The 22,842-nt window shown below is 56.9% G+C and carries 22 protein-coding genes; 9 read left to right on the top strand and 13 right to left on the bottom strand.

Annotated elements, in window-relative coordinates; translation table 11 throughout:
• Nucleotides 1-64: 64 nt before the first annotated feature.
• Nucleotides 65-1,525, bottom strand: a complete 1,461-nt coding sequence (locus RAC65_RS07315; protein ID WP_058701089.1) for an AlkA N-terminal domain-containing protein — start codon at nt 1,523-1,525, stop codon at nt 65-67.
• A 158-nt stretch (nt 1,526-1,683) separates the two neighbouring features.
• On the opposite strand from RAC65_RS07315, the gene RAC65_RS07310 reads away from it, so the two are divergent.
• The 3 genes from RAC65_RS07310 to pnuC all read left to right on the top strand — a co-directional run bounded on the left by RAC65_RS07310 (nt 1,684) and on the right by pnuC (nt 4,133).
• Complete coding sequence (locus RAC65_RS07310) at nt 1,684-2,193, top strand: methylated-DNA--[protein]-cysteine S-methyltransferase (protein WP_058701088.1); 510 nt, start codon at nt 1,684-1,686, stop codon at nt 2,191-2,193.
• A 130-nt stretch (nt 2,194-2,323) separates the two neighbouring features.
• The gene (nadA, locus tag RAC65_RS07305) at nt 2,324-3,385 is read left to right on the top strand and encodes a quinolinate synthase NadA (RefSeq protein ID WP_006118473.1); all 1,062 of its coding nucleotides are present in this window, start codon (nt 2,324-2,326) and stop codon (nt 3,383-3,385) included.
• Nucleotides 3,386-3,410: 25 nt separating this feature from the next.
• Nucleotides 3,411-4,133, top strand: a complete 723-nt coding sequence (gene pnuC, locus RAC65_RS07300) for a nicotinamide riboside transporter PnuC (protein ID WP_054634301.1) — start codon at nt 3,411-3,413, stop codon at nt 4,131-4,133.
• Here the strand turns inward: pnuC and zitB are convergent.
• The 4 genes from zitB to RAC65_RS07280 form a co-directional block, all read right to left on the bottom strand.
• On the bottom strand, nt 4,127-5,149 hold the full coding sequence (zitB, locus tag RAC65_RS07295) for a CDF family zinc transporter ZitB (protein ID WP_375096545.1): 1,023 nt from the start codon (nt 5,147-5,149) through the stop codon (nt 4,127-4,129). The genes pnuC and zitB overlap by 7 nt on opposite strands.
• Nucleotides 5,127-8,198, bottom strand: coding sequence for an ATP-binding protein (locus RAC65_RS07290; RefSeq protein WP_058701087.1), 3,072 nt, complete (start codon nt 8,196-8,198; stop codon nt 5,127-5,129). The genes zitB and RAC65_RS07290 overlap by 23 nt, the downstream gene beginning before the upstream one ends.
• Complete coding sequence (locus RAC65_RS07285; protein WP_006118477.1) at nt 8,180-8,764, bottom strand: response regulator transcription factor; 585 nt, start codon at nt 8,762-8,764, stop codon at nt 8,180-8,182. Before RAC65_RS07285 ends, RAC65_RS07290 begins: the two co-directional genes overlap by 19 nt.
• Before the next feature lie 101 nt (nt 8,765-8,865).
• Nucleotides 8,866-9,219, bottom strand: a complete 354-nt coding sequence (locus RAC65_RS07280) for a YbgS-like family protein (RefSeq protein ID WP_006118479.1) — start codon at nt 9,217-9,219, stop codon at nt 8,866-8,868.
• Between the two features lie 290 nt (nt 9,220-9,509).
• Between RAC65_RS07280 and aroG the strand changes: the two genes are divergently transcribed.
• Nucleotides 9,510-10,562 (top strand): 3-deoxy-7-phosphoheptulonate synthase AroG, encoded by a 1,053-nt coding sequence (gene aroG / locus RAC65_RS07275; protein WP_006118487.1) that lies wholly within the window; start codon nt 9,510-9,512, stop codon nt 10,560-10,562.
• Between the two features lie 56 nt (nt 10,563-10,618).
• Here the strand turns inward: aroG and gpmA are convergent, their stop codons facing one another.
• The 6 genes from gpmA to modE all read right to left on the bottom strand — a co-directional run bounded on the left by gpmA (nt 10,619) and on the right by modE (nt 17,291).
• Nucleotides 10,619-11,371: a 2,3-diphosphoglycerate-dependent phosphoglycerate mutase gene (gene gpmA, locus RAC65_RS07270; protein WP_006118488.1), complete on the bottom strand. Its 753-nt coding sequence runs from the start codon at nt 11,369-11,371 to the stop codon at nt 10,619-10,621.
• A gap of 148 nt (nt 11,372-11,519) precedes the next feature.
• The gene (galM, locus tag RAC65_RS07265) at nt 11,520-12,554 is read right to left on the bottom strand and encodes a galactose-1-epimerase (RefSeq protein WP_054687986.1); all 1,035 of its coding nucleotides are present in this window, start codon (nt 12,552-12,554) and stop codon (nt 11,520-11,522) included.
• Nucleotides 12,548-13,696 carry a galactokinase gene (gene galK, locus RAC65_RS07260; RefSeq protein WP_058701086.1) on the bottom strand — a complete coding sequence of 383 codons (1,149 nt, stop codon included), beginning with the start codon at nt 13,694-13,696 and terminating at the stop codon, nt 12,548-12,550. The genes galM and galK overlap by 7 nt, the downstream gene beginning before the upstream one ends.
• Nucleotides 13,693-14,739, bottom strand: coding sequence for a galactose-1-phosphate uridylyltransferase (gene galT, locus RAC65_RS07255; protein ID WP_058701085.1), 1,047 nt, complete (start codon nt 14,737-14,739; stop codon nt 13,693-13,695). The genes galK and galT overlap by 4 nt, the downstream gene beginning before the upstream one ends.
• 220 nt (nt 14,740-14,959) lie before the next feature.
• Nucleotides 14,960-16,432 carry a molybdate ABC transporter ATP-binding protein ModF gene (gene modF, locus RAC65_RS07250; RefSeq protein ID WP_058701084.1) on the bottom strand — a complete coding sequence of 491 codons (1,473 nt, stop codon included), beginning with the start codon at nt 16,430-16,432 and terminating at the stop codon, nt 14,960-14,962.
• 76 nt (nt 16,433-16,508) lie between these two features.
• On the bottom strand, nt 16,509-17,291 hold the full coding sequence (gene modE, locus RAC65_RS07245) for a molybdenum-dependent transcriptional regulator (RefSeq protein ID WP_006118493.1): 783 nt from the start codon (nt 17,289-17,291) through the stop codon (nt 16,509-16,511).
• A gap of 141 nt (nt 17,292-17,432) precedes the next feature.
• Here modE and RAC65_RS07240 point away from each other — a divergent pair, with 141 nt between their 5' ends.
• The 4 genes from RAC65_RS07240 to modC all read left to right on the top strand — a co-directional run bounded on the left by RAC65_RS07240 (nt 17,433) and on the right by modC (nt 20,244).
• Complete coding sequence (locus tag RAC65_RS07240) at nt 17,433-17,588, top strand: AcrZ family multidrug efflux pump-associated protein (protein ID WP_006118494.1); 156 nt, start codon at nt 17,433-17,435, stop codon at nt 17,586-17,588.
• Between the two features lie 135 nt (nt 17,589-17,723).
• The gene (gene modA, locus RAC65_RS07235; RefSeq protein ID WP_006118495.1) at nt 17,724-18,497 is read left to right on the top strand and encodes a molybdate ABC transporter substrate-binding protein; all 774 of its coding nucleotides are present in this window, start codon (nt 17,724-17,726) and stop codon (nt 18,495-18,497) included.
• Entirely contained in the window at nt 18,494-19,189 is a 696-nt protein-coding gene (modB, locus tag RAC65_RS07230; protein ID WP_006118496.1) for a molybdate ABC transporter permease subunit, read from the top strand. Before modA ends, modB begins: the two co-directional genes overlap by 4 nt.
• Nucleotides 19,183-20,244 carry a molybdenum ABC transporter ATP-binding protein ModC gene (gene modC, locus RAC65_RS07225; RefSeq protein WP_375096602.1) on the top strand — a complete coding sequence of 354 codons (1,062 nt, stop codon included), beginning with the start codon at nt 19,183-19,185 and terminating at the stop codon, nt 20,242-20,244. The genes modB and modC overlap by 7 nt, the downstream gene beginning before the upstream one ends.
• 34 nt (nt 20,245-20,278) lie before the next feature.
• Here modC and RAC65_RS07220 read toward each other — a convergent pair whose 3' ends face one another.
• Nucleotides 20,279-21,097: a pyridoxal phosphatase gene (locus tag RAC65_RS07220; RefSeq protein WP_058701081.1), complete on the bottom strand. Its 819-nt coding sequence runs from the start codon at nt 21,095-21,097 to the stop codon at nt 20,279-20,281.
• Between the two features lie 155 nt (nt 21,098-21,252).
• Here RAC65_RS07220 and pgl point away from each other — a divergent pair, with 155 nt between their 5' ends.
• Nucleotides 21,253-22,251 (top strand): 6-phosphogluconolactonase, encoded by a 999-nt coding sequence (pgl, locus tag RAC65_RS07215; RefSeq protein ID WP_006118499.1) that lies wholly within the window; start codon nt 21,253-21,255, stop codon nt 22,249-22,251.
• A gap of 49 nt (nt 22,252-22,300) precedes the next feature.
• On the opposite strand, the gene RAC65_RS07210 is transcribed toward pgl, so the two are convergent.
• Nucleotides 22,301-22,777, bottom strand: a complete 477-nt coding sequence (locus RAC65_RS07210; protein ID WP_033737738.1) for a kinase inhibitor — start codon at nt 22,775-22,777, stop codon at nt 22,301-22,303.
• Between the last annotated feature and the right edge of the window lie 65 nt (nt 22,778-22,842).

Here is a 22,842-nt window from a genome sequence, read left to right as displayed (position 1 = left end):
TCGGTTGAGCAGGCCAGGAGTTTAGAGGCGAGGCGTGATATTTCTTTTCAGGACAACGGGCTGCTTACTTCGCACTGGCCGGTGACAGGCTTTTCCAGATATGCATCACGGCGTAGCTGCGCCAGGGACGCCATACCTGTGAGCGCGCGTCTGCCGCTTTGGGTGTTAATCCCCCCAGATTATTGCGCACGGCGATATCCTCTTTCGGGAAGGCGTCTGGCCAGCGCAGCGCCCGCATGGCAATGTAGTGGGCGGTCCAGGGGCCAATGCCCGGTAAGGCCACCAGGCGCGCCATGATGTCGTCAGGCGAAAGCGTCGCATTGAAACGCAGGCTGCCCTCGTTACAGGCGGCCGCAAAGGCCAGAATCGCTCTGGCGCGCGCACTGACAATGCCCAGGCGGGCAATCTCATCGACTGTGGCCCGAGCAATGCGCTGGGGTTGCGCAGAATAGCGCGACAGATCAGGGAACGGCGTGGTGCAGGGTTCACCAAATGCCTGAGCAAAGCGGCTGCTGAGCGTCGTGGCGGCTTTAACGGTGACCTGCTGGCCCAGGATAGCGCGTACGCCCATTTCGACACTGTCAAATGCTCCGGGGACACGCAGGCCGGGGTAATCCTGAATACTTTGCGCCAGCAGGGGATCCTGTTGCAGGTGTTCGGCAATGCGCTGCGGCTGAGCATTCAGGTCAAACAGGTCGCGCAGCCGACGCAGCAGGGCAGGCAGCACAGGCGTGAGAGAGCGGGTGAATTCAACCTGAAGCGCCTGCTTTGCCGGGAGATGCGAAATGCTGACCCAACCCCGGTATTCGCCCAGCGCCACCGTCCGGCGGTAGGTTTCACCATCAACGGCTTCAATGTCGTTCATTAACCGCAGGCGTAAAAAGTCCAGCATCGCCTGCCAGTCGTAAGGCGGACGATAGCTGAGGCGTAACCGCATTGTGTCCGTTGCAGGTTGCGGCGACAGGTTGCCGCTTTTGCGCAGTGCGCCCGGCGTCATGCGATAGCGCGCCTGAAACACGTCATTGAAGCGCCGTAAGCTGCCAAATCCACTGGCGTAAGCGATCTCGGTTACCGGCAGCGTGGTTTCGGTCAGAAGCTGCTTAGCCAGCAGCATACGACGTGTCTGTTTAAGCTCCAGTGGCGTGACGCCCAGCTCCTGCTGCACAATGCGCCGCAGCTGACGGGCGCTGATGCCAAACTCTGCAGCAATCGCATCCAGGCCGCTGTGGGCTTCCAGCAAGCCCTCTTCAATGCGCTGCACCAGTCGGTCGGCCACGCGGTGGGCGTTGTCCACGGGGGCGTTGCCGGGTGCCAGCTCCGGACGACAACGCAGACAAGGGCGAAAATGCGCTTTCTCTGCCGCCTCAGCGCTGTTGAAGAACAGACAGTTTTTCTGCATTGGCGCTTTCACCGGGCAAATCGGGCGACAGTAAATGCCGGTTGAGGTCACGCCGACAAAAAACACGCCATCGAAGCGCGTATCACGCGAGGTCAGTGCCTGGTAAGCGGTATCTGAATCAAACATGGTTTTTCTCCGGCAAAGAGCGACAGCGTAGCGCGGGCATTGGATATTGACTGGCTGTTTTCGGACAGCACAACAGTTTATTGTAATGACCGAAAACAGCCAGTTTCGCGTGGCGAAAATGCGATAATGCCAGACAGCAATGTGATGGAGGGAACAGCATGTATTACTGCAAACCTGTGATAACGCCGGTGGGCGAACTGACCCTGATCGCCAGCGATCGCGGTCTGGCGGCCATTTTATGGCAGGACGAAGTGCGCAGACATCCCCGGTTGTCGCCGCGTGAGCGCGACGATAATCATCCTGTTTTACGCGAAACCGAAACGCAGTTACGTGAGTACTTTGCCGGCACTCGGCGCGTTTTTGACTTACCGCTGGATATGGACGGCACAGCATTTCAGAAAAAAGTCTGGCAGGCGCTACTTTCTATTCCGTTTGGCGAAACCCGCAGTTACCGCCAGATCGCCGAGCAGATTGGGCATCCGGCAGCGGTACGTGCCGTCGGTGCTGCTAACGGCAAAAATCCGTTGTCCATTGTGGCACCGTGTCATCGGGTCATTGGGGCCAATGGAAAACTGACGGGATTTGCCGGTGGCCTGACGGTCAAAGCCTTTTTGCTTCAACTGGAAGCCCCTCAGCCCGGTCTGGTGGGGCTTTCTGCATCGTCATGACCAAATAAAACGCGACAGGCTGCTGCTTTTTCGCTATCGTGTTTAGCATATAAAACACGATGGCGGTATTTACGTCCTGTTAAGCCAGAAACGGCTATTTTCGTTAATTTTACAGAACGAGAGCGGTGTCATGAGCGCAATCTTTGATCCTGAACATGCGGTGTATCCTTTTCCTCCTAAGCCCGCCCGGCTGAGTGACGAGCAAAAAACGCTTTACCGGGAAAAAATTAAAGCCCTGCTGAAAGCCCGTAACGCCGTGATGGTGGCGCATTATTACACGGATCCTGACATCCAGGCCTTAGCCGAAGAAACCGGCGGTTGCGTCTCTGACTCGCTCGAAATGGCGCGTTTTGGCAGCCAGCATCCCGCCACTACGCTGCTGGTGGCCGGCGTGCGCTTTATGGGCGAAACCGCCAAAATTCTCAGCCCGGAAAAAACCGTGTTGATGCCGACGCTGGAGGCCGAATGCTCGCTGGATCTGGGCTGCCCGATTGAGGCGTTTACGGCCTTCTGTGATGCGCATCCTGACCGGACGGTGGTGGTATACGCCAATACTTCTGCGGCGGTAAAAGCGCGCGCCGACTGGGTTGTCACCTCCAGCATTGCCGTCGAACTGATTGAACATCTGGACAGCCTGGGGGAAAAAATCATCTGGGCACCGGATCGGCATCTCGGGCGCTATGTTACGCAAAAAAGCGGGGCCGACGTGTTATGCTGGCAGGGCGCCTGCATCGTCCACGACGAATTCAAAACTCAAGCGCTGCAGCGGATGAAAGCGCTGTATCCGGATGCGGCAGTGCTGGTTCATCCCGAATCGCCGCAGGCGATTGTGGATCTGGCCGATGCGGTAGGCTCAACCAGCCAGCTGATTCAGGCGGCAAAAACCTTGCCACATCCGCAGATGATCGTCGCCACCGATCGCGGCATCTTTTACAAGATGCAGCAGGCGGTTCCTGACAAAATATTGCTGGAAGCGCCCACCGCCGGTGAGGGCGCAACCTGCCGAAGCTGTGCGCACTGTCCCTGGATGGCGATGAACGGACTGCAGGCCATTGCCGAGGCGCTGACGTCGGGTGGGCGGGCTCATGAGATCCACGTAGACGCGGCGCTGCGCGAGGCCGCGCTGGTGCCGCTAAACCGTATGCTATCCTTTGCAGCAGACCTCAAACATAACGTGAAAGGAAACGCGTAATCCGCGTCGTTGACAGGTGCCTGATATGGATTTTTTTAGCACGCAAAACATTTTAGTTCACATCCCGTTGGGCGCGACCGGGTACGATCTGTCCTGGATTGAAGCCGTTGGCACCCTGGCGGGCCTGTTATGTATCTGGCTGGCCAGCCTGGAGAAAATCGCTAACTACGCGTTCGGCCTGATAAACGTGACGCTGTTTGCGGTGATATTTTTTCAGATTCAGCTCTATGCCAGCCTGCTGTTACAGCTGTTCTTTTTTGCGGCTAACGTTTATGGCTGGTACGCCTGGAGCCGACAAACCATTGATAACCAGGCGGCGTTAACGATTCGCTGGCTCCCGCTGCCCAAGGCGATTGGCTGGGCGGCGGTTTGCGTTATAGCGGTGGGGCTGATGACGATCTACATCGATCCGGTGTTTGCCTTTCTCACCCGTACCGCGGTGGCCCTGATGAATGCACTGGGTTTTACGGTGGCGATGCCGGCGTTGCAGCCGGACGCCTTCCCTTTCTGGGATGCCTGCCTGATGGTGCTGTCGATTGTGGCAATGGTGCTGATGACGCGGAAGTATGTTGAAAACTGGCTTTTGTGGGTGGTCATCAATGTGATCAGTGTGATGGTGTTTGCCCGTCAGGGGGTGTATGCGATGTCGCTGGAGTACGCCATTCTGACCTTAATTGCGCTGAACGGCTCACGCATGTGGATCATCAGCGCACGCAAACAGGGTTCGCGTGCGCTCTCGGCTCAGTGATGATGGCTGTGATGATGAACGTGGTCACTGTGGTGAGGTGAATGATCACTGTGCTGATGGGACGTTTCAGCAGCATGATCCGAATGCCCGCCATGATGATGGCCCTCTTCAATGACCTGTCCGTTCAGCTCACAGTCAGGGCCCACGCAGGGCTGAAACTCCATCTGTACCGTAGCATGCTCAATCTGATAATGGTCATGCAGGTACGTGTGGATGCGGCGCAGCAGGCCATCATGATCGCGCGGTGGAATGACCTGGACGTGCAGCGTTAAGATCGGTTGCTCGCCCACCTGCCAGACATGTACATGATGGACATCGCGCACCTCGGGAATATTTCGCTTCAGATCGCGCCGCAGTTTCTTCACATCCAGCGACGCAGGCGCGCCTTCCAGCAACTCATGTAAACTTTCCCGCAGCAGCGACCAGGCGCTACGCAGCACCAGCATCGACACGACGATGGATAAGATGGGGTCAATGGGCGTCCAGTTGGTAAACAGAATAATCACCGCGGCGACAATCGCGCCCACCGAGCCAAGCAAATCCCCCATGACGTGCAACGCAGCCGCCCGCACATTCAGGTTCTTTTCTTCACTGCCGTGATGCACCAACCAGAAAGACAGAATATTCGCCAGCAAGCCGGCAATCGCAATGCCGAGCATCAGGCCGCCTGTGACGGGTTGCGGATGGGTAAACCGTTCCACCGCTTCCCAGACAATCAAAATGGTGATGCCGATTAAGGCGAGGGCGTTTACAAACGCGGCCAGCGTGGTCAGACGTAGCAGGCCAAAGGTATGACGTTCATTGGGTTTGCGTTTGGCAAACTGAACCGCCAGTAAGGCCATTAACAGGGCGGCGGTATCGGTCAGCATGTGACCGGCATCGGCCAGCAGCGCCAGCGAGCCCGACAGCCAGCCGCCAATCACTTCTGCCACCATAAAGAGTGCCGTCACGGCAAACGCGGCCATCAGCCGCGTACGGTTAGTGTCCTGACCGCTATGAGAGTGGGTGTGTGCCATACGTGTCCAGTTTATGTAGTAATCTTTCGGTCAATGATATCAGCAATTGCCACTCTGCTGAGATGTTGTGATGCTGTCTGGCGCGATCGGACAACTGCTGACAAAGCGCTACGCCCTCATCAATGCCAATCAGCAGCCAGCTTCCTTTCAGGCGATGCGCGGACTCGGCTAACTGTCTTTCGTCACCGCTGGCAATGGCCGCGTGCAGTTGTGCCATGTCTTTCTCCACGGTAGCACGTAACGTTTTGCCCAGTCGGCTAAGATAGTTCTCGTTTTGCTGCGCCAGTGTCCACAGGTTGTTATCCAGCGCGGCCAGCGGATCGTCATGGAAGGCGGTCAGCAGGTCGCTGATATCCTGTAGCTGTACCGGTTTGATCAGCACACGTTCATGCGGCTCAGTCTGTACATTCAGTAACTGCGCATCAGCAGAGCACAGCACCCGCAACGGCCTTCCGCCTCGCTGGCGCTGGCGACGACGCAGCACGCGCAGCAGGAGCATACCGTCCGGGCGCGGCATCATCTGATCGATAAACAGCAGGTCGTAAGGGCGCCGGGCATCGGCCAGCAACAGGTCGCGGCCCTGCTCAAAACAGTCCGCCTGAATCGCAAAGCGCGCCAGCTGCTGCTGCATCACGATCAGGTTTGTCGGATGATCATCCACTACGGCCACGCGCAGTTGCGGAAAACCTGGCAGCGTGGCCGGATCGCCCTCAGTGACGCTATCGCAGGGAATCAGCGGCAGGATAAGTGTGACCTCGGTGCCTTTGCCGGGCTGAGAATGCAGGTGAATCTCACCGCCCATGCGCTGCACCATTTCCCGACAAATAAACAGCCCCAGGCCACTGCCCTGAACGGAAAGCGCTTTGCCCGACGGGGCCTGGTACCAGGGATCGAACAGTCTGGGCTGTTCTTCAGGGGGAATCCCGCTGCCGTTGTCGCTGACGGTTAACTGCAATTTGTCTGTAGCCGACAGCGTCAGGCGGATCAGGCCGTGCCGGGTGAATTTAAAGGCATTGGTCACTAAGTTGTTGACGATCTGCTGCAGGCGGTCCGCATCCAGCATCACCGCGTCAGGCAGCGGCGTCAGGGCCTCTACCTGTAAATGCGGGCCATCCGGCCGCATCAGCGGATGATAGAAATGGCGCTGCTGCGCCAGCCAGGGTGCCAGGGCCAGCGGGCGGGGCGACAGGGTGAAACTGTTGTTTTCAATGCGCGCGTGATCCTGCAAATCATTCAGCAACGTCATCAGGGACTGCGCGCTCTGGTACAGAAGCTGCAGGTTTTCACGGCTGCTTTGCTGTTTTTCCAGCTCCAGTAGCCCCAGGATCGCCTGCATCGGCGTTCGCAGCTCATGGCTGACCGTCGCTAAAAACTGGCTCTTCATGGCATTCGCGTGTTCCGCCTGTTCACGCTGTTGGCGATCCCGCCGTTGCTGCCAGTAACGCCGGGCCAGTAACAGCAGTAACACGACAATGGCAACGCCTGCCGCCGCCAACACCGCGACGGGCAGCACGCGCATCGCGCCCACGCTGCCTGGCTGGGGCGGCATTGACCAGCGATCGCGCATCTGGTTTTGCGTATCGACGGGAATCTGCTGTAACGCGCGATCCAGCAGCCCACGCAGAACAGGCTCATCAGGTGCCACTCCGATGGCCACAGGCCAGGCGATATCGCTGGCCGCGAAAGCCAGATGAATTTGGGGATCGTTACGGCTGGCAATGCGCCAGCGCGCAGACAGGACGTTATCGACCAGCGCGTCAATCTGACCGGTAGCCAGCGCGTCGTACAGGCTGTTGCGATCCGCAAAGCGTTGAACCGGGATGGTGTCAGGGACGAGGCGCTGGGCCAGATCATCCTGCAGAATACCAATACGTTTGCCTGCCAGATCGCTCCAGTGAGAGCCGGCTGCGGGCTGGCGGCTGTAAATACCCCAGAGTGCCCGCCAGACGGGCAGGCTGGTGCTTTGGGTTTCACCGTTGAGCGGTTGCATCAGCTGTAACATCACCTGATGCTGTGCCAGCAGCGTGGCCGCCTGTTGCGGATTACTGACCCAGTGCGGCGTAAAACGTAAACCGGTGCTCTGTGAGACCGCATTGAGCAGATCGATACCGTAACCGCGGGGCGTGCCGTTGCTGTCGCGATAGCTCCAGGGATAGTTATCGGCTTCAGCGGCGTAGGTAACCTGGGGATGGGCTGCTATCCATTGCCGCTCGCTGGCGCTCAGCATCAGCGTTTGTGTGTCCTGATACCGCGGCAGGCTGCTGCTCCAGCGCGCCTGTAACGTGCTCATCAACTCTGCGGGTAACTGGCGCAGGCTCTGATTCAGCCACGCAATCAGCGCGGGATCGCGGGAAACCGCGCGCAAAGTCAGTTGCCCGGCATCAATCCCCGACGCGATTTGGTAAATTTGTCCCTGCTGTAGCTGACTCAGCAAAAATCCCGCGCTGGTTTCATCGGCGACCACATAGTCGTTTTGCTGATTGAGCAGCGTGTAGAGCGCCTGAAGATCGCTGCCGTAGGTGCGCCAGTGGTGGCGGGCAGCCAGCGCAGGCGGAAGCTGTGCCAGGGTTTGCTCGCTGATCGCCAGTTGTGCATTATCACTGTTAAACATGACGGCACGCTGGTTCTGCTGATTACGGTAAATTCGTAACGGGCTGCTAAACCAGCTGTCGCTGGCAACGGCGCCCGCAGGAAAGGGCGGGGCCAGCATGCCTAACGCAAAATCAATCTGCCCCGCCTGCAGGGCGCTCAGCAGAGCCGGCTGGGTGGCATAGAGGTGAAGGGAGAACTGCGCCCCGGTTAACTGGTGCAGCGCCGCCAGATAATCGGCGTCAATCCCGTACAGATCGTTGCCCACATGCATGGCCCAGGGCGCCGTATTCTCATCCAGCAGGCCCACACGCACCACTTTGCCCTGCATCAGCTCTGCGCCTTTTACCGGCATCATCATAGGCAGATTGATACTGCTGACCGGACGCACGTCGGCCTGGGCCAGCGGCGCCAGCAGGAGCAGGAGAAGTAACCAGCGTATCACTGCTGTGCTTTCCACAGATCGGCCAGCTCGACAACAGAACGCGCGCCGGTTTTTTCCAGAATATTCTTTTTATGCGTACTGACGGTTTTATTACTGATATGCAACTGTTCGGCAATTTGCAGGTTGGACAGGCCGCTGGCCAGCAACGCCAGCACCTGGCGCTCTTTACTGGTTAACGGTAACTCGGGTTCGCTGCTGTGGCCTTCAGGAAAGGCTGACTGGCCGCCCAGTACGGCAAGAATGGCACTGAGTAAATGCGCCATCCGCTGGCTTTTCACCACATAACCCGCCGCCCCCAGCGCCTGCGCACGCCGGATGTAGTGGCTGCTTTGCTGGGCAGAATAGATCAGTACAGGACAATCGGGTAAGTGCACTTTCAGGCGGCGCAGAATCTCCAGTCCGTCGCCATCGGGCAGGCCGATATCCAGCACAATGATATCCGGAGGAAGCTGGAGATAAGGGCGAGCGGCGTGCTCGCTGCTGGCCGAAATAAGCTGAATGGGGACAGGCGATTGCGAGAGTGCCGCGTCCAGCGCCACTTCAACCAGTGGATGATCGTCAATCAGAAGCAGTGAGGCCATGAACATTTCCCTGTAAATTTCACAGGCTCAGCATAGCGGAAGTCGCAGCGGGATAAAATAAAGGAGAGCCGCGGCTCTCCTCATAATGCACACAGTATACTTTACTGCGTCGTGCCGTCAGTTTTGGTATTGACGTGGCCGCCACCTTTTTTGGTGTGCACTTTTTTGTTGATATCAGGACATTTGCCATCTTTACACTGGCTGTTCTGATCAATTTCGTTCGCGGTCATATGCTTGCTGCTGGAGGTGCTGTCTCGGGTTGGAGACGACATCTCAGTACCGGTATTGTTAATTTTGCTGTTATCGACTTTATTCGGTGGCAGGTTCTCATTCGCCCCGCCCGCAACGGCACCTGCTGCTGCAGCCTGGTTAGAGTTTCCGTTGGCAGCCATTGCTGCGCCGCTGCCCAGAGTCATCGCTGCCGTCAGAAAAATTAGTGCAAACTTATTCATCATTATGCTCCCGTTAATCAATGATATTTGCTGTCTCTAACCCGCTGTCAGGTTTCAGACAAAAAGCGACCTGAGCGAAATAAAATTTCGCTGGTTAGCTTAAAGACAGGTATTAATAAACGTAAGCCACCGATCCTCAGTAGTTACCCTTAAAAGTCTAGACGCATAACCCATTTATGCAAATTTTACACATGCATTTTACATGGATTCAGAATTTACACCCTGTGCGCTTCCGGCTACATTGGCTGGGTTGAGCCCGGCGCGCGCCGGGCCAGAAATTATATGGAATCAGTATGAATTACCAGAATGATGATTTACGCATTAAAGAGATAAAAGAGCTGTTGCCCCCCGTTGCCCTGCTGGAAAAATTTCCTGCAACCGAACGTGCCGCGCAAACCGTTTCTCAGGCGCGTCAGGCCATTCACCAGATCCTGAACGGGGCCGATGATCGGCTGCTGGTGGTAATTGGACCCTGCTCTATCCACGATACCGAGGCCGCAAAAGAGTATGCCGCACGTCTGTTAAACCTGCGTGAGCAGCTGAAGGGCGAGCTGGAAGTGGTAATGCGCGTTTACTTTGAAAAACCGCGTACCACCGTTGGCTGGAAAGGGCTGATCAACGATCCCTATATGGATGGCACCTTCCAGTTAAATGATGGCCTGCGCCTGGCGCGTAAGCTGCTGCTGGAGATTAACGATTCTGGCCTGCCTGCGGCGGGTGAGTTCCTGGACATGATTACGCCGCAGTATGTCGCTGACCTGATGAGCTGGGGCGCTATTGGTGCCAGGACGACAGAGTCGCAGGTGCACCGTGAACTGGCTTCCGGTCTTTCCTGCCCGGTCGGTTTTAAAAACGGGACCGATGGCACCATTAAAGTGGCGATTGATGCGATCAACGCAGCCGGTTCACCGCACTGTTTCTTGTCCGTGACCAAATATGGCCACTCTGCAATTGTGGAAACGCGCGGCAACAGCGACTGTCACATCATCCTGCGCGGCGGAAAAGAACCTAACTACAGCGCCAGCCACGTCAGTGCCGTGAAGGCCGGACTGGAGAAGGCTGGCTTACCGCAGCAGGTGATGATCGATTTCAGTCACGCAAACAGCAGCAAGCAGTTCCAGAAGCAGATGCAGGTGGCTGATGATGTGGCACAGCAGATGATTAATGGCGAGCGCGGCATCATTGGCGTGATGATCGAAAGCCATCTGGTGGAAGGCAATCAGAGCCTGGAAAGCGGTGAACCGCTGGTTTACGGTAAGAGCGTGACCGATGCCTGTATCGGCTGGGAAGATACCGAAAAGGTATTACGTCAGCTGGCCGATGCGGTCAAACAGCGTCGCGGTTAACCGTGAGGCCATAAAAAAGGGCCAGACATCGCAGTCTGGCCCTTTTTACAGGTCAATTACTTCGCTTTACCCTGATTTGCCACGGCCGCCGCTTTCGCTGCGATCTCATCGGCATCACCCAGGTAGTAGTGTTTGACGGGCTTGAAGTTCTCGTCGAATTCGTAAACCAGCGGAACGCCGGTTGGGATATTCAGCTCAAGAATCTCGTCTTCGCTCATGTTATCCAGGTATTTCACCAGCGCGCGCAGTGAGTTGCCGTGTGCGGCGATAATCACTTTCTCACCACTTTTAATACGTGGCAGGATGCTTTCGTTCCAGTAAGGAATAACGCGATCGATGGTCAGTGCCAGACTTTCCGTGGTGGGCAGTTGCTCAGGGGACAATGACGCATAACGCGGATCGTGTCCCGGGAAACGCTCATCACTGCGATCCAGCTCCGGCGGGGTCACGGCAAAGCCACGACGCCACTGTTTGACCTGCTCGTCACCATATTTAGCGGCGGTTTCAGCTTTATCCAGCCCCTGTAACGCACCATAGTGACGCTCGTTCAGACGCCAGGATTTTTCAACGGGCAGCCAGGCCTGATCCAGCTCATCCAGAATATTCCACAGGGTATGGATGGCGCGTTTCAGCACGGAGGTGTAGGCGAAATCGAACACGAAACCTTCTTTCTTCAGCAGCTGTCCGGCTGCTTTAGCTTCGGTACGGCCTTTGTCAGAAAGGTCTACATCATACCATCCGGTGAAGCGGTTTTCGTTGTTCCACTGGCTTTCGCCGTGTCGCACCAGAACCAGCTTAGTTACAGCCATAGCTTAACTCCTTAATACTTGATGTTTCTGAGATAATGGAAACCTGTTGTCGCCAGCCCGCTGGCCGACCATTGCGCTCTACCATAGCGGAAAACAGCGCACTGCGTAAGTCTGTCTGTGACGCACTGCGCGTTTTTCACCCGGCGGCTCAGTGTGAGGTAAAACGATAGCGCGTAACGGATTCCCAACGATCCCCCGGCTGCAGCCAGCAATCATCCTGTGGCCACTCGGGATGATTGGGCGAATCCGGTAAAAACTCACTCTCCAGCGCAATCCCCTGGTAAGCAGTATAGCTTTCCTGCTCCCGGGCGCGCGTGCCAGCCAGATAGTTGCCGCTGTACAGCTGCAGGGCAGGGGCCGACGTCGTTACACTTAACTGTAGCTTGCCGTCCTGCGACCATAACGCTGCTGCGGGCTGGCTTGCATCGCCCGCGCTGTTAAGTAGAAAGGCATGATCGTAGCCTTTAACCGCCTGTTGATCGGCATCGGCAAGGAAATCCTGCGCCAGGCTTTTGGCCTGACGGAAGTCAAAGCTGGTGCCGTCCACGGCTTTCAGCGGGCCGTTGGGAATACCCTCGCTATCGACGGGCAGATAACGATCGGCGTGCAGTTGTAAGCGATGCTGGCGCGCATCGCCATGATGCGCATCAAGATTAAAGTAAGCATGGTTAGTGAGATTCACCGGACAGGGTTGATCGCACCGGGCTTCATAGTGGATGGACAGGCAGTTATCGTCATCCAGCACATAGCGCAAATCCGCGATCAGATTTCCCGGATAGCCCTGATCGCCGTCAGGCGAATCCAGACGATAATGCACTTCGCTTTCTGACTGGCTGATAATCTGCCAGCGGCGTTTATCGAACCCGTCCGGACCACCGTGTAACTGATGCTCACCCTGGTTGGCGAGCAGTTGTCGGTTGAGGGTATTGAGTTTTGCCCCGGCGATACGGTTAGCGTAACGGCCAACGGTCGCCCCCAGATAGGCATCCTGATGCAGATAATCGGACGGCGTGGCACAGCCTAAGAGGGCCTCGCGCACGCTGCCGTCCTGAAGTGGCACGCGCGCCGACAGCCAGGTTGCTCCCCAGTCCATAAAGGTGGCCACCATTCCGTGCGCATTACGCAGCACGGTGATGCGCCATGGTTGACCATCCGGCGCATGGGAATTGACATCGCTTAACATTGACCTGCTCCTTCTGAAGCTTTACACACGTAGAAGGTCTCCTTGATGCCCGTTTTAGCTTCGTACTGGCTGGCGACGGCGGCCTGCACCTGATCAACCAGCTCAAGCGGCATCAGCGCAACGATACAGCCCCCGAAGCCGCCACCGGTCATACGGACACCACCACGATTGCCGATCTCGGCTTTAACAATTTCAACCAGCGTGTCGACAGGCGGCACGGTGATTTCAAAGTCATCACGCATTGAGGCATGCGATTCCGCCATCAGTTCCCCCATGCGCGTTAAATCGCCACGCGAAAGCACCTCTGCGGCTTCCAGCGTACGGGCATTTTCGGTAATGACATGGCGCACGCGCTTCGCGACGTTAGGATCTAACCGCGCGACCGCCGCCTCAAATTCCGCCAGGCCGACATCGCGTAGTGCTTTCTTATTAAAGAAGCGCGCACCGGTTTCACACTGCTGGCGGCGGGTATTGTATTCGCTGCCCACTAGGCTTCGGCGGAAATTAGAGTTAATGATCACCACGGCCACGTCTTCCGGCAGGGAAACCGGTTTGGTGCCGAGTGAGCGGCAATCCAACAGCATGGCATGATCTTTTTGCCCCAGCGCGGAAATCAGCTGATCCATAATGCCGCAGTTACAGCCCACGAACTGATTCTCCGCCTCCTGACCGTTTACCGCAATGGCGGCGCCATCCAGCGGCAGGTTGAACAACTGCTGAAAAACGGTCCCGACGGCTACTTCCAGCGAGGCAGAGGAGCTGAGGCCCGCGCCCTGAGGCACGTTACCGCTAATCACCATATCCACGCCGTTAAAATCAGGCGCGCGCTTCTGTAAATGCTTCACCACGCCGCGCACATAGTTTGCCCACATCGGCTCGCTCACGCTGGTAATGGGATCGTCCAGTGAGAAGCTGTCCTGCGCCTGATCGTAATCCACGGCCACAACGCGTACCTGACGATCGTCGCGTCTGGCACAGGCGATAACGGTTTGGTAGTCAATGGCACAAGGCAAAACGAAACCATCGTTATAATCCGTATGCTCGCCAATCAGGTTGACGCGGCCGGGTGCCTGAATCGTGTGAGTGGGCGCATAGCCAAAGGTGTCGGTAAAGACCTGCTGCGTGATGGTTTTTAAGCTCATTGTTGTGCCTCACGGAAATGAATGTCACTCACGGCGCGCAGACGTTCTGCTGCCTGCTCCGCGGTTAAATCGCGTTGGGTTTCAGCCAGCATCTCGTAGCCGACCATAAATTTGCGCACCGTGGCTGAACGCAGCAGCGGCGGATAAAAATGGGCATGAAGTTGCCAGTGGGCGTTTTCCTCGCCGTTAAACGGCGCACCGTGCCAGCCCATGGAGTAGGGGAAGGCGCACTGGAACAGGTTGTCATAGCGGCTGGTCAGCAGCTTAAGGGCTTTCGCCAGATCGTTGCGTTGCGCCTCGCTCAAATCGGTCATGCGTTTCACGTGCGCTTTGGGCAGTAGCAGGGTTTCAAAGGGCCAGGCGGCCCACCACGGCACCACGGCGATCCAGTGCTCGGTTTCCACTACGGTGCGGCTGCCGTCTTGTTGTTCACGCGCACAGTAATCCACCAGCATTGGCGAGCCGGTTTTTGCAAAGTACTGACGTTGATGGTCATCTTCGCGCTGGGCCTCGTTAGGCAGGAAGCTGTTGGCCCAGACCTGGCCATGCGGATGCGGATTCGAACAGCCCATGGCGGCGCCTTTGTTCTCAAACACCTGCACCCACGGATAATGCTGACCCAGCTCTGCGGTCTGTTCCTGCCAGGTGCGCACGACCTCTTCCAGCGCGCTCAGGGACATTTCAGGCAACGTTTTACTGTGATCGGGCGAAAAGCAAATCACGCGGCTGGTGCCGCGCGCGCTTTCGCAACGCATCAGGAGATCATCGCTTTCGGGCGCATCCGGCGTATCCGTCATCAGCGCAGCAAAGTCATTGGTGAAAACGTACGTACCTTTGTAATCCGGGTTCACATCGCCGGTAATGCGCGTATTTCCTGCACACAGAAAACAGTCTGGATCGTGTGACGGCAGGGCATTTACCGCGGGCGTTTCCTGCGCACCCTGCCAGGGACGTTTGGCCCGGTGAGGTGAAACCAGAATCCATTGGTCAGTCAGGGGATTGTAACGGCGATGGGGATGATCGGCCGGGTTAAATTTTTGCATGTCGCATCCTGGTCAGCGTCAAAATAAAAAAATCATCGCTAAAAAATAGCACATCAAACGGCATGAAAGCGTGATCGAGTCTGAATAAATGGTATCGTTTACACAAGATGACTATTCTTATTTAAAGGCGAAAAGGCACATTATGGTCATGGAATGGGGTTTTAAATGGTAACGTTTACATTGCGGATAATATCCCCGCCGTTTTCACGGCAGGGTTGTGTCAGATCACATCTTGCTGATAACGGTAGCCGCCTGTGCCATCAGGGAGAAAATGCAGGCGATGCGTAATACAGTGCGGGGCATCTTCGGCATGATGCGAAACAAACAGCAGCTGGGTCCGGCCTTCCCCAATCAAAATATCCACAAAGCGGCGCACCAGTTGCCGGTTAAGCGGATCCAGCCCCTGCAAGGGCTCGTCAAGGATCAATAACGTGGGATGCTTAACCAGCGCGCGGGCGATTAAGACCAGCCGTTGTTGCCCCCAGGACAAACTGTGGAACGGCGCATTCGCCATCGCATTATCCATCCCTGTCAGCGCCAGCCACTGTTGCGCCAGCGCCATCTGGCGGTCAGATACAGCCTGATAGAGACCAATCGAATCGAAAAAGCCCGATAAAATCACGGTGCGCACATTCACGCTGACCCGGTAGTCCAGATGCAGGCTGCTGCTGACATAGCCGATATGCTGCTTGATGTCCCAGATGGTCTCGCCGCTGCCACGGCGAATGCCGAACAGGGTCAAATCATTGCTGTAACCCTGCGGATGATCCCCCGTTACCAGGCTCAGTAAGGTAGATTTACCCGCGCCATTGGGGCCAATGATGTGCCAGTGCTCACCGGGATTCACCTGCCAGTTCAGGCCGTTGATCACGGGCTGATCGTTATAGGACACCACCGCGTTGCGCAGGATCACGCGCGGCGCATCATCCGCCAACGCGGGCAACTGATCGGGCACATCGGCCTCCGGCAACGCCATACCGTCCAGCTGTTCACTGCGAGCCAGCTGCGCGACCAGCGTCTGGGCCAGAATGGTCTCGCGTGGCCCGACCTGCGTCAGGCTACATTCGGCCAGAACGCCCACCTGATCGACATAATCCGGAATATCGTCAAAGCGATTCAGCACCAGCACCAGCGTGACGTCAGCCTCATGCAGCGTTGCTAAGGTGGCCGTCAGATTCGCGCGGGAATCCACATCCAGGCCGTCAAAAGGTTCATCCAGAATCAGCAGATCAGGCCGTGCCATCAGCGCCTGGCACAGCAGCGTTTTTCGCGTCTCGCCTGTCGACAGGTATTTAAAGCGGCGACTGAGCAGACTACTGATGCCAAACTGCGCCGCCAGACGTTCACAGCGTGCGGCATCTTTCACCGCATCCTGAATAATTTCCGCCGTGGTGCGGCCGCTGTCGTCCTCACCTTCGCTGAGTAAATCGGTATTGTTACGTTGCCATTCCTCGGCGACCAGCTTCTGTAGCTGCTCCAGCGACAGGCGCCACGGGCGCTGAAAATCGTGCGTCACCTTACCCGATAACGGGGGAAGCTCGCCTGAAAGCGCGCGTGCCAGCGAGGACTTGCCGCTGCCGTTTGCGCCAACAAACGCCCAGCGCTCACCCCGGCGAAGATGCACATCGGCCAGGGACAGCACTCGGGTATCATTAAGGTGAAATATGCCTTGCGAAATTTGCAATGAAGCCATGATTTGTTCCATTTTATGCAGCGTTAACTGACGTTTTAGCGACTGCAAACAGGGATGTCAAACCGGCCGGTGAAAATCACCGCAGTGAGGCAACAATCGCATGACTGGCGCTGAAGCTGGCGATAACATTCATGCCGATGTGAAGCTGACGCTGTTCCGTTTCACGGTTATCCAGCGTGGCACACAACGTTTCGCCACTGGGTAAGGTCATCAGCACTTCACTCACCTGCTGGCCTTTTTCGATAGCCGTCAGCGTTGCGGCAAGCTGATTCTCGGCATCAGTGGGCGCGGTATGCACACTGACCCACGGGGCCTTGATTAATACCAGCACCTCTTTTCCGGCGTGCAAATTCAGCCGTTCTGCGCTGCGCTCGGTCAGGGCAATGTTGAGCCGCGTCACGCCATCGGCAAGCAGAATCGTCAGATGCTGTATCACCTGCTGAGCATCATTGTGCACGACGGTACCAAACAGTTGATTACGTGCACTGGTTTGCAGGGAGGAGCGGGCGATAGCCGCGAGTAAGCTGTCGAGCGGCAGGGTATCCTGCTGCAGCGCATCAAAGGCATGTTGCTGAATCTTTTCCATCAGGCCAAACAGCTGTACCAGTCGTTCACCGTAGCGGGTTAACTGCGCGCCGCCACCGCCTTTGCCCCCGGTCGCGCGTGCCACGACTTCCTGCCCGGCCAGGTGGTTCATGTCGCTGATGGCATCCCAGGCGCTTTTGTAACTGATGCCCGCCAGTTTAGCGCCCTGACTGATGGAGCCGGTTTGTTGCACGCGTTGCAGCAAGGCAATGCGGCGGGGATCGGCAAACAGTTTCTGCTGCAGGCGAATATGAAGGGTGAGGTCGGCTTGCATGGTGGCTCCTGCAAAGGGTAAGTCGCGTGATCGGGCTGATGATAACGAGCTTTGCGCCTCAAAGTAAAAGCACGAAAAGGTCTGCGCAAATTTTTACTGAGCCGTTACAATCTCTTTTTTATCCGCAAAGTGGGACTTACCATGCTGGAACTCATTAAAAGCCTCGCCGTGGCAGTGATTATGGTACCTGTGGTTATGGCGATTATGTTAGGCCTGATTTACGGTCTGGGTGAAGTGTTTAACCTCATCTCTAAAACGGGTCGCCGCGACAACACTAACGCCCGCTCTCAGCATTAATCCTCCTGCAACGTCCGTCTCAGCACGGACGTTGCTGTTTTACGTCCACGCTTTTCTTCCTCTTTTAATCATTTTGTCTGGCTGTCAGGCCGTTCGCTGTATTATTTTATATATAACGATCACTGGAGAAAAATCATGCGTTTAACCTTACTACGTTCCGCAACTGCCGCCGTAATTGCCCTGTCACTGGCCGTTCCGGCGCTGGCAGCCGATAAAATCACCGTCTTTGCGGCGGCCTCACTGACCAATGCGCTTAACGATATTGCGGCACACTATAAGAAAACACATGGGACAGAGGTGGTGTCGTCATTTGCCTCGTCGTCAGTCCTGGCCCGTCAGATTGAGCAGGGCGCGCCCGCCGATCTGTTTATCTCAGCCGATCAGCAGTGGATGGATGATGCGGTCGCAAAAAAAAGCATGATCGACACAACCCGCTATACCCTGTTGGGCAACGATCTGGTTCTGATAGCGCCACGCAGTGAGAACGCCAGGCCGGTAACGATTAACGATAAAACCGACTGGAAACGTCTGTTGAAAGGCGAACGTCTGGCGGTCGGCGATCCCGATCATGTGCCGGCGGGCATCTATGCCAAAGAGGCACTTGAGAAGCTGGGTGCCTGGTCTTCACTGTCACCTGTGCTGGCGCGCGCCAACAATGTCCGTGCCGCCCTGGCGCTGGTGGAACGTAATGAAACGCCTTACGGCATTGTGTACGGTTCTGATGCGGTCGCCAGCCAAAAAGTCCAGGTGGTCGGCACCTTTCCGGAAGACAGCCATAAACCGGTCGAATATCCTGTCGCGATTGTTAAAGATCACGACAACGCGGCCGTTAAGGCTTTTTATAACTACCTGAAAGGGCCGGAAGCGGCCGCAGTGTTTACCCAATACGGATTCACGCCTAAAAAATGATACTCAGTGATGTTGAATGGCAGGCCGTGATGCTCAGCCTGCAGGTCTCCGGCATTGCCGTCCTGTGCAGTCTGCCCTTCGGCATCCTTATGGCATGGGTTCTGGTCCGCTGCCAGTTTCCGGGTAAAGCGCTTCTGGACGGTGTGATTCACCTGCCGCTGGTGCTGCCGCCAGTGGTGGTCGGTTATCTGTTACTGATTGGCTTGGGCCGACGCGGCTTTATTGGTGAAAAGCTGTATGAATGGTTCGGCTTTAGCTTCGCGTTTAGCTGGCGCGGTGCGGCACTGGCGTCGGCGGTGATTGCCTTTCCGCTCATGGTGCGGGCCATTCGCCTGGCGCTGGACGCCGTGGATATCCGGCTGGAACAGGCGGCCCGGACGCTGGGCGCGGGCCGCTGGCGGGTCTTTTTTACCATTACGCTGCCGTTAACGCTGCCCGGTATTATCGTCGGTACGGTGCTGGCCTTTGCCCGCTCGCTGGGGGAATTCGGTGCCACTATTACATTTGTTTCCAACATTCCTGGCGAAACGCGCACGCTGCCGCTGGCGATGTATACGCTGATTGAAACGCCCGGGGCAGAAGGGGCCGCTGCGCGTCTGTGCGTTATCGCGGTGGTGCTGGCACTGGCCTCCTTGCTGGTGTCTGAATGGCTGGCGCAATGGGGCCGGAAACGGATGGGGGCCGGATGCTGACGCTCGATTTCACACAACGGCTGGGCGAACACGAGCTGAAGATCAACGTGACGGTTCCCGCCAACGGCATCACGGCAATATTTGGCGTGTCGGGTGCGGGTAAAACCTCGTTAATCAACGCGATTGGCGGGCTGACCCGGCCGCAGCGCGGGCGCATTCAGCTGCATGACCGTGTGCTGTTTGACGCCGAACAGCAGATTGCCTTGCCGCCTGAAAAGCGCAACGTGGGTTACGTTTTCCAGGAGGCGCGACTGTTTCCGCACTATCGTGTCCGGGGTAACTTACGCTATGGCCTGGCAGCCAGTATGAAAGGGCAGTTTGACACGCTGGTGGACTTACTGGGACTCGAACCCTTACTGGACCGTTTTCCGCTCTCGCTCTCGGGCGGCGAAAAGCAGCGGGTGGCCATCGGGCGGGCGTTGCTCAGCGCCCCTGATATCCTGTTAATGGATGAACCCCTGGCCTCGCTGGATTTGCCGCGCAAGCGTGAGCTGATGCCATATCTGCAAAAACTGGCAAAGCAGGTGGATATCCCGGTGCTGTACGTTTCTCACAGCCTCGACGAAATTCTGCAACTGGCCGAGACGGTGCTGGTTCTGGATCACGGCAAGGTGAAGGCCTTTGGCCCGCTGGAGCGGGTCTGGAGCAGCAGTGCGATGCGCCCCTGGCTGCCGGTCAGCGACCTGACCAGCGTACTGCGCGTTCAGGTGCTAGAGCATCATCCAGATTACCCGATGACGGCGTTATCGTTGGGCGATCAGCATATCTGGGTCAGTCGGGTAAATCAGCCGGTCAAAACGCCGTTACGGATACGGATTGCGTCGGCCGATGTTTCGCTGACGCTGCAACCGGCAAAACACAGCTCTATTCGCAATGTGCTGCCGGCACAGGTGGTGGAGTTAATTGAGGTGGGCGATCAGGTGGAGGTTAAGCTGCGCATCGGTATCAGCGAACTCTGGGCGAGCATCTCTCCCTGGGCCCGGGACGAACTTAACATTCGCCCGGAGCAGTGGCTGTACGCACAGATTAAAAGCGTCTCTGTCACACCGGAATGACCCGCTGAAACCGTGCTCATTGGGTCAGTGAAACTTACAGAACGAGCTGATAAAGCGTCTCGGCAATGCCGGTTTCCAGATTCGTACCGATGACCCTCTTCGCGCGGGCTTTAATGGCGTCATCCGCATTGCCCATGGCCACGCCCAGCCCCACCGTTTCCAGCATGCTCAGATCGTTGTAGTTGTCGCCGAAGGCAATGACGTCCTGCATTGTCAGCCCGATGGATTCGACCCACTGCGCCAGGCGCTTGCCTTTACTGTTACCGCCGCGGGCAACGTCGACCTGATCGTGCCAGGACCATTCGCAGGCCAGACCCAGCTCGTCTTGCGCACGCTGCGCAAACTGCTGCAACGCTGCTGTGTTGTCGTGAGACAGGGCAAACTTCCAGATCGACTGCGCCTCTCTGGCGGCCTGCGCCAGGCTGTCCACCTGTCTGAACACCGGACGCTGATGTGGAGGTAATGACTCACTCCATTTCAGCGTACGAATCACATGGCCGGTCGGCGTTTGATAGAGCATCGCATCGTCCACATACAGCAGACCGTGAATATGATGTTCATCCAGCATCTCGATCACACGTACCGCAACGTCGGTATCCAGCGGATCGGCAGCCAGGACTTTTTTCGCCGGATAATCGTACAGGTAGGTCCCGTTACAGCAGATGGCGGGCGTATCCAGATTGAGCGTCTGGTAGAAAGGATGAATGGCACAGTGATGGCGTCCGGTCACGATAATCACCTTGATGCCCGCTTTGCGCGCCTGGGTAATCGCTTCTGTGGATTGGGGCAGAATGGTTTTCGTCGGGGTCAACAGCGTGCCGTCAAGGTCGAGGGCGATTACACGATAGCTCATTAATCCTCTCATCTGGATAGGTTAGCGAAACAGCAAGTCTACACCTGACTGTGGCCCGGAAACAAAAATCAGGGCACAAATCATTCCAGCGAGACAGAAAAAAACGCGCTACAGTGACCTGCAGAACAACATGAGTCAGCGAAAAAGGAGAATACATGAAGCAGGTTGTCTACACCGCCAGTCCCGAGAGTCAACAAATCCATGTCTGGCAGTTGAACGATGAGGGCACCTTGACGCTACTGCAGGTAACGGATATCGCCGGTCAGGTTCAGCCTATGGTGGTCAGTCCGAAAAAAGATTTCTTGTATGTGGGCGTGCGTCCGGATTTCCGCGTGCTGGCCTTTCGTATTGCGCAGGATGGCACCTTAACGGAAGCGGGGCAGGCACCGTTGCCGGGCAGCCCCACCCACATCTCCACCGATCACGCTGGCCGTTTCCTGTTTTGTGGCTCCTACAATGATGCCTGCGTCAGCATCAGCCCCATCGGCGCTGACGGTGTGCCCCAGGCTCCGAGCCAGGTGATCGACGGTCTGGCAGGTTGTCACTCTGCGAACATCGATAATGCCGACAGCACGTTATATGTGCCCGCGCTCAAACAGGATCGCATCTGCCTGTTTAACCTCGGGGCGGACGGTCAGTTAACGCCGCATTCCCAGCAACAGGTCACTACGGCAGAGGGCGCGGGCCCGCGTCATATGGCGTTTCATGCCAACGGCCAGTACGCCTACAGCGTTAATGAACTTAACAGCACGGTCGAAGTCTGGTCACTGAAGAATGCACACGGCAAAATGGAATCGGTGCAAACGCTCGATATGATGCCGCCTGATTTTACCGGCACGCGCTGGGCCGCCGATATTCACCTGACGCCGGACGGACGTTTCCTGTACGCCTGCGATCGCACCAGCAGCACCATCACGGTGTTCAGCGTGAGTGAAGATGGCGCGCTACTGACGGTGGAGGGCTTCCAGCCGACCGAAACGCAGCCGCGGGGCTTCAATATCGACCACACGGGCCAGTATCTGGTGGCGGCAGGACAGAAGTCGCATCACATTGAGGTATACCGCATTACTCAGCCGCAAGGGCAACTTGAACCTGTCGGCCGTTATGCCGTTGGACAGGGTCCAATGTGGGTTGTGGTACATCAGCTGGCTTAACGTTCAGCGTTGCCGCTCCCGGGCGGGAGCGGCAGAAGAGCACGCGCAATCAGACGTAATGAACGGTCAATGACGCGCTGGCTAACACGTGAAAATGTACGTTGAAGCCCACCATCGCGCCGCTGGCGCCTGCATCGACCTCAATGCTCTCCACATCCAGCGCATGGACGCTAAAAATGTAGCGGTGCGTTTCACCCGCCGGTGGCGCGGCCCCGCCGTACCCGGCCTGGCCGAAATCTGTGCGGGTTTGCACGGCACCTGCAGGTAAGGCGGCTTTACCGGAACCCGCACCCTGCGGCAGCGATGTGGTATCGGCCGGAAGATTGGCGACCACCCAGTGCCACCAGCCTGAGCCGGTCGGGGCATCAGGATCGAAACAGGTCACGACAAAACTTTTTGTGCCTTCCGGCGCGTCTTCCCAGGCAAGATGCGGTGACACATTTTCGCCCTGATAGCCCATCCCGTTGAAAACATGCTTTTCCGGCATTTTGTCGCCGTCGTGTAAATCCTGACTATAAACTCGCATCACATCTCCTTGGGTTTATGGTGGCTGCGTCTTCATCTTAACCAAAACCGCCTGAACGTCCAGCC

This window comes from Pantoea sp. BS_8, assembly GCF_041954965.1.
GTDB classification, from domain to species: domain Bacteria; phylum Pseudomonadota; class Gammaproteobacteria; order Enterobacterales; family Enterobacteriaceae; genus Pantoea; species Pantoea stewartii.
This window is presented reverse-complemented; position numbering and strand designations above follow the sequence as displayed.

Excerpts from the sequence above, each read along its gene's own strand:
- RAC65_RS07315 (WP_058701089.1), bottom strand. The coding sequence starts at position 1,525 with ATGTTTGATTCAGATACCGCTTACCAGGCACTGACCTCGCGTGATACG.
- zitB (WP_375096545.1), bottom strand. The coding sequence starts at position 5,149 with ATGGCACACACCCACTCTCATAGCGGTCAGGACACTAACCGTACGCGG.
- galM (WP_054687986.1), bottom strand. The coding sequence starts at position 12,554 with ATGTTAAGCGATGTCAATTCCCATGCGCCGGATGGTCAACCATGGCGC.
- gpmA (WP_006118488.1), bottom strand. The coding sequence starts at position 11,371 with ATGGCTGTAACTAAGCTGGTTCTGGTGCGACACGGCGAAAGCCAGTGG.
- nadA (WP_006118473.1), top strand. The coding sequence starts at position 2,324 with ATGAGCGCAATCTTTGATCCTGAACATGCGGTGTATCCTTTTCCTCCT.
- modB (WP_006118496.1), top strand. The coding sequence starts at position 18,494 with ATGATACTCAGTGATGTTGAATGGCAGGCCGTGATGCTCAGCCTGCAG.
- pgl (WP_006118499.1), top strand. The coding sequence starts at position 21,253 with ATGAAGCAGGTTGTCTACACCGCCAGTCCCGAGAGTCAACAAATCCAT.
- aroG (WP_006118487.1), top strand. The coding sequence starts at position 9,510 with ATGAATTACCAGAATGATGATTTACGCATTAAAGAGATAAAAGAGCTG.
- RAC65_RS07285 (WP_006118477.1), bottom strand. The coding sequence starts at position 8,764 with ATGGCCTCACTGCTTCTGATTGACGATCATCCACTGGTTGAAGTGGCG.
- RAC65_RS07310 (WP_058701088.1), top strand. The coding sequence starts at position 1,684 with ATGTATTACTGCAAACCTGTGATAACGCCGGTGGGCGAACTGACCCTG.
- RAC65_RS07280 (WP_006118479.1), bottom strand. The coding sequence starts at position 9,219 with ATGATGAATAAGTTTGCACTAATTTTTCTGACGGCAGCGATGACTCTG.
- galK (WP_058701086.1), bottom strand. The coding sequence starts at position 13,696 with ATGAGCTTAAAAACCATCACGCAGCAGGTCTTTACCGACACCTTTGGC.
- modC (WP_375096602.1), top strand. The coding sequence starts at position 19,183 with ATGCTGACGCTCGATTTCACACAACGGCTGGGCGAACACGAGCTGAAG.
- pnuC (WP_054634301.1), top strand. The coding sequence starts at position 3,411 with ATGGATTTTTTTAGCACGCAAAACATTTTAGTTCACATCCCGTTGGGC.
- galT (WP_058701085.1), bottom strand. The coding sequence starts at position 14,739 with ATGCAAAAATTTAACCCGGCCGATCATCCCCATCGCCGTTACAATCCC.
- RAC65_RS07220 (WP_058701081.1), bottom strand. The coding sequence starts at position 21,097 with ATGAGCTATCGTGTAATCGCCCTCGACCTTGACGGCACGCTGTTGACC.
- modF (WP_058701084.1), bottom strand. The coding sequence starts at position 16,432 with ATGGCTTCATTGCAAATTTCGCAAGGCATATTTCACCTTAATGATACC.
- RAC65_RS07240 (WP_006118494.1), top strand. The coding sequence starts at position 17,433 with ATGCTGGAACTCATTAAAAGCCTCGCCGTGGCAGTGATTATGGTACCT.
- RAC65_RS07210 (WP_033737738.1), bottom strand. The coding sequence starts at position 22,777 with ATGCGAGTTTATAGTCAGGATTTACACGACGGCGACAAAATGCCGGAA.
- modA (WP_006118495.1), top strand. The coding sequence starts at position 17,724 with ATGCGTTTAACCTTACTACGTTCCGCAACTGCCGCCGTAATTGCCCTG.
- modE (WP_006118493.1), bottom strand. The coding sequence starts at position 17,291 with ATGCAAGCCGACCTCACCCTTCATATTCGCCTGCAGCAGAAACTGTTT.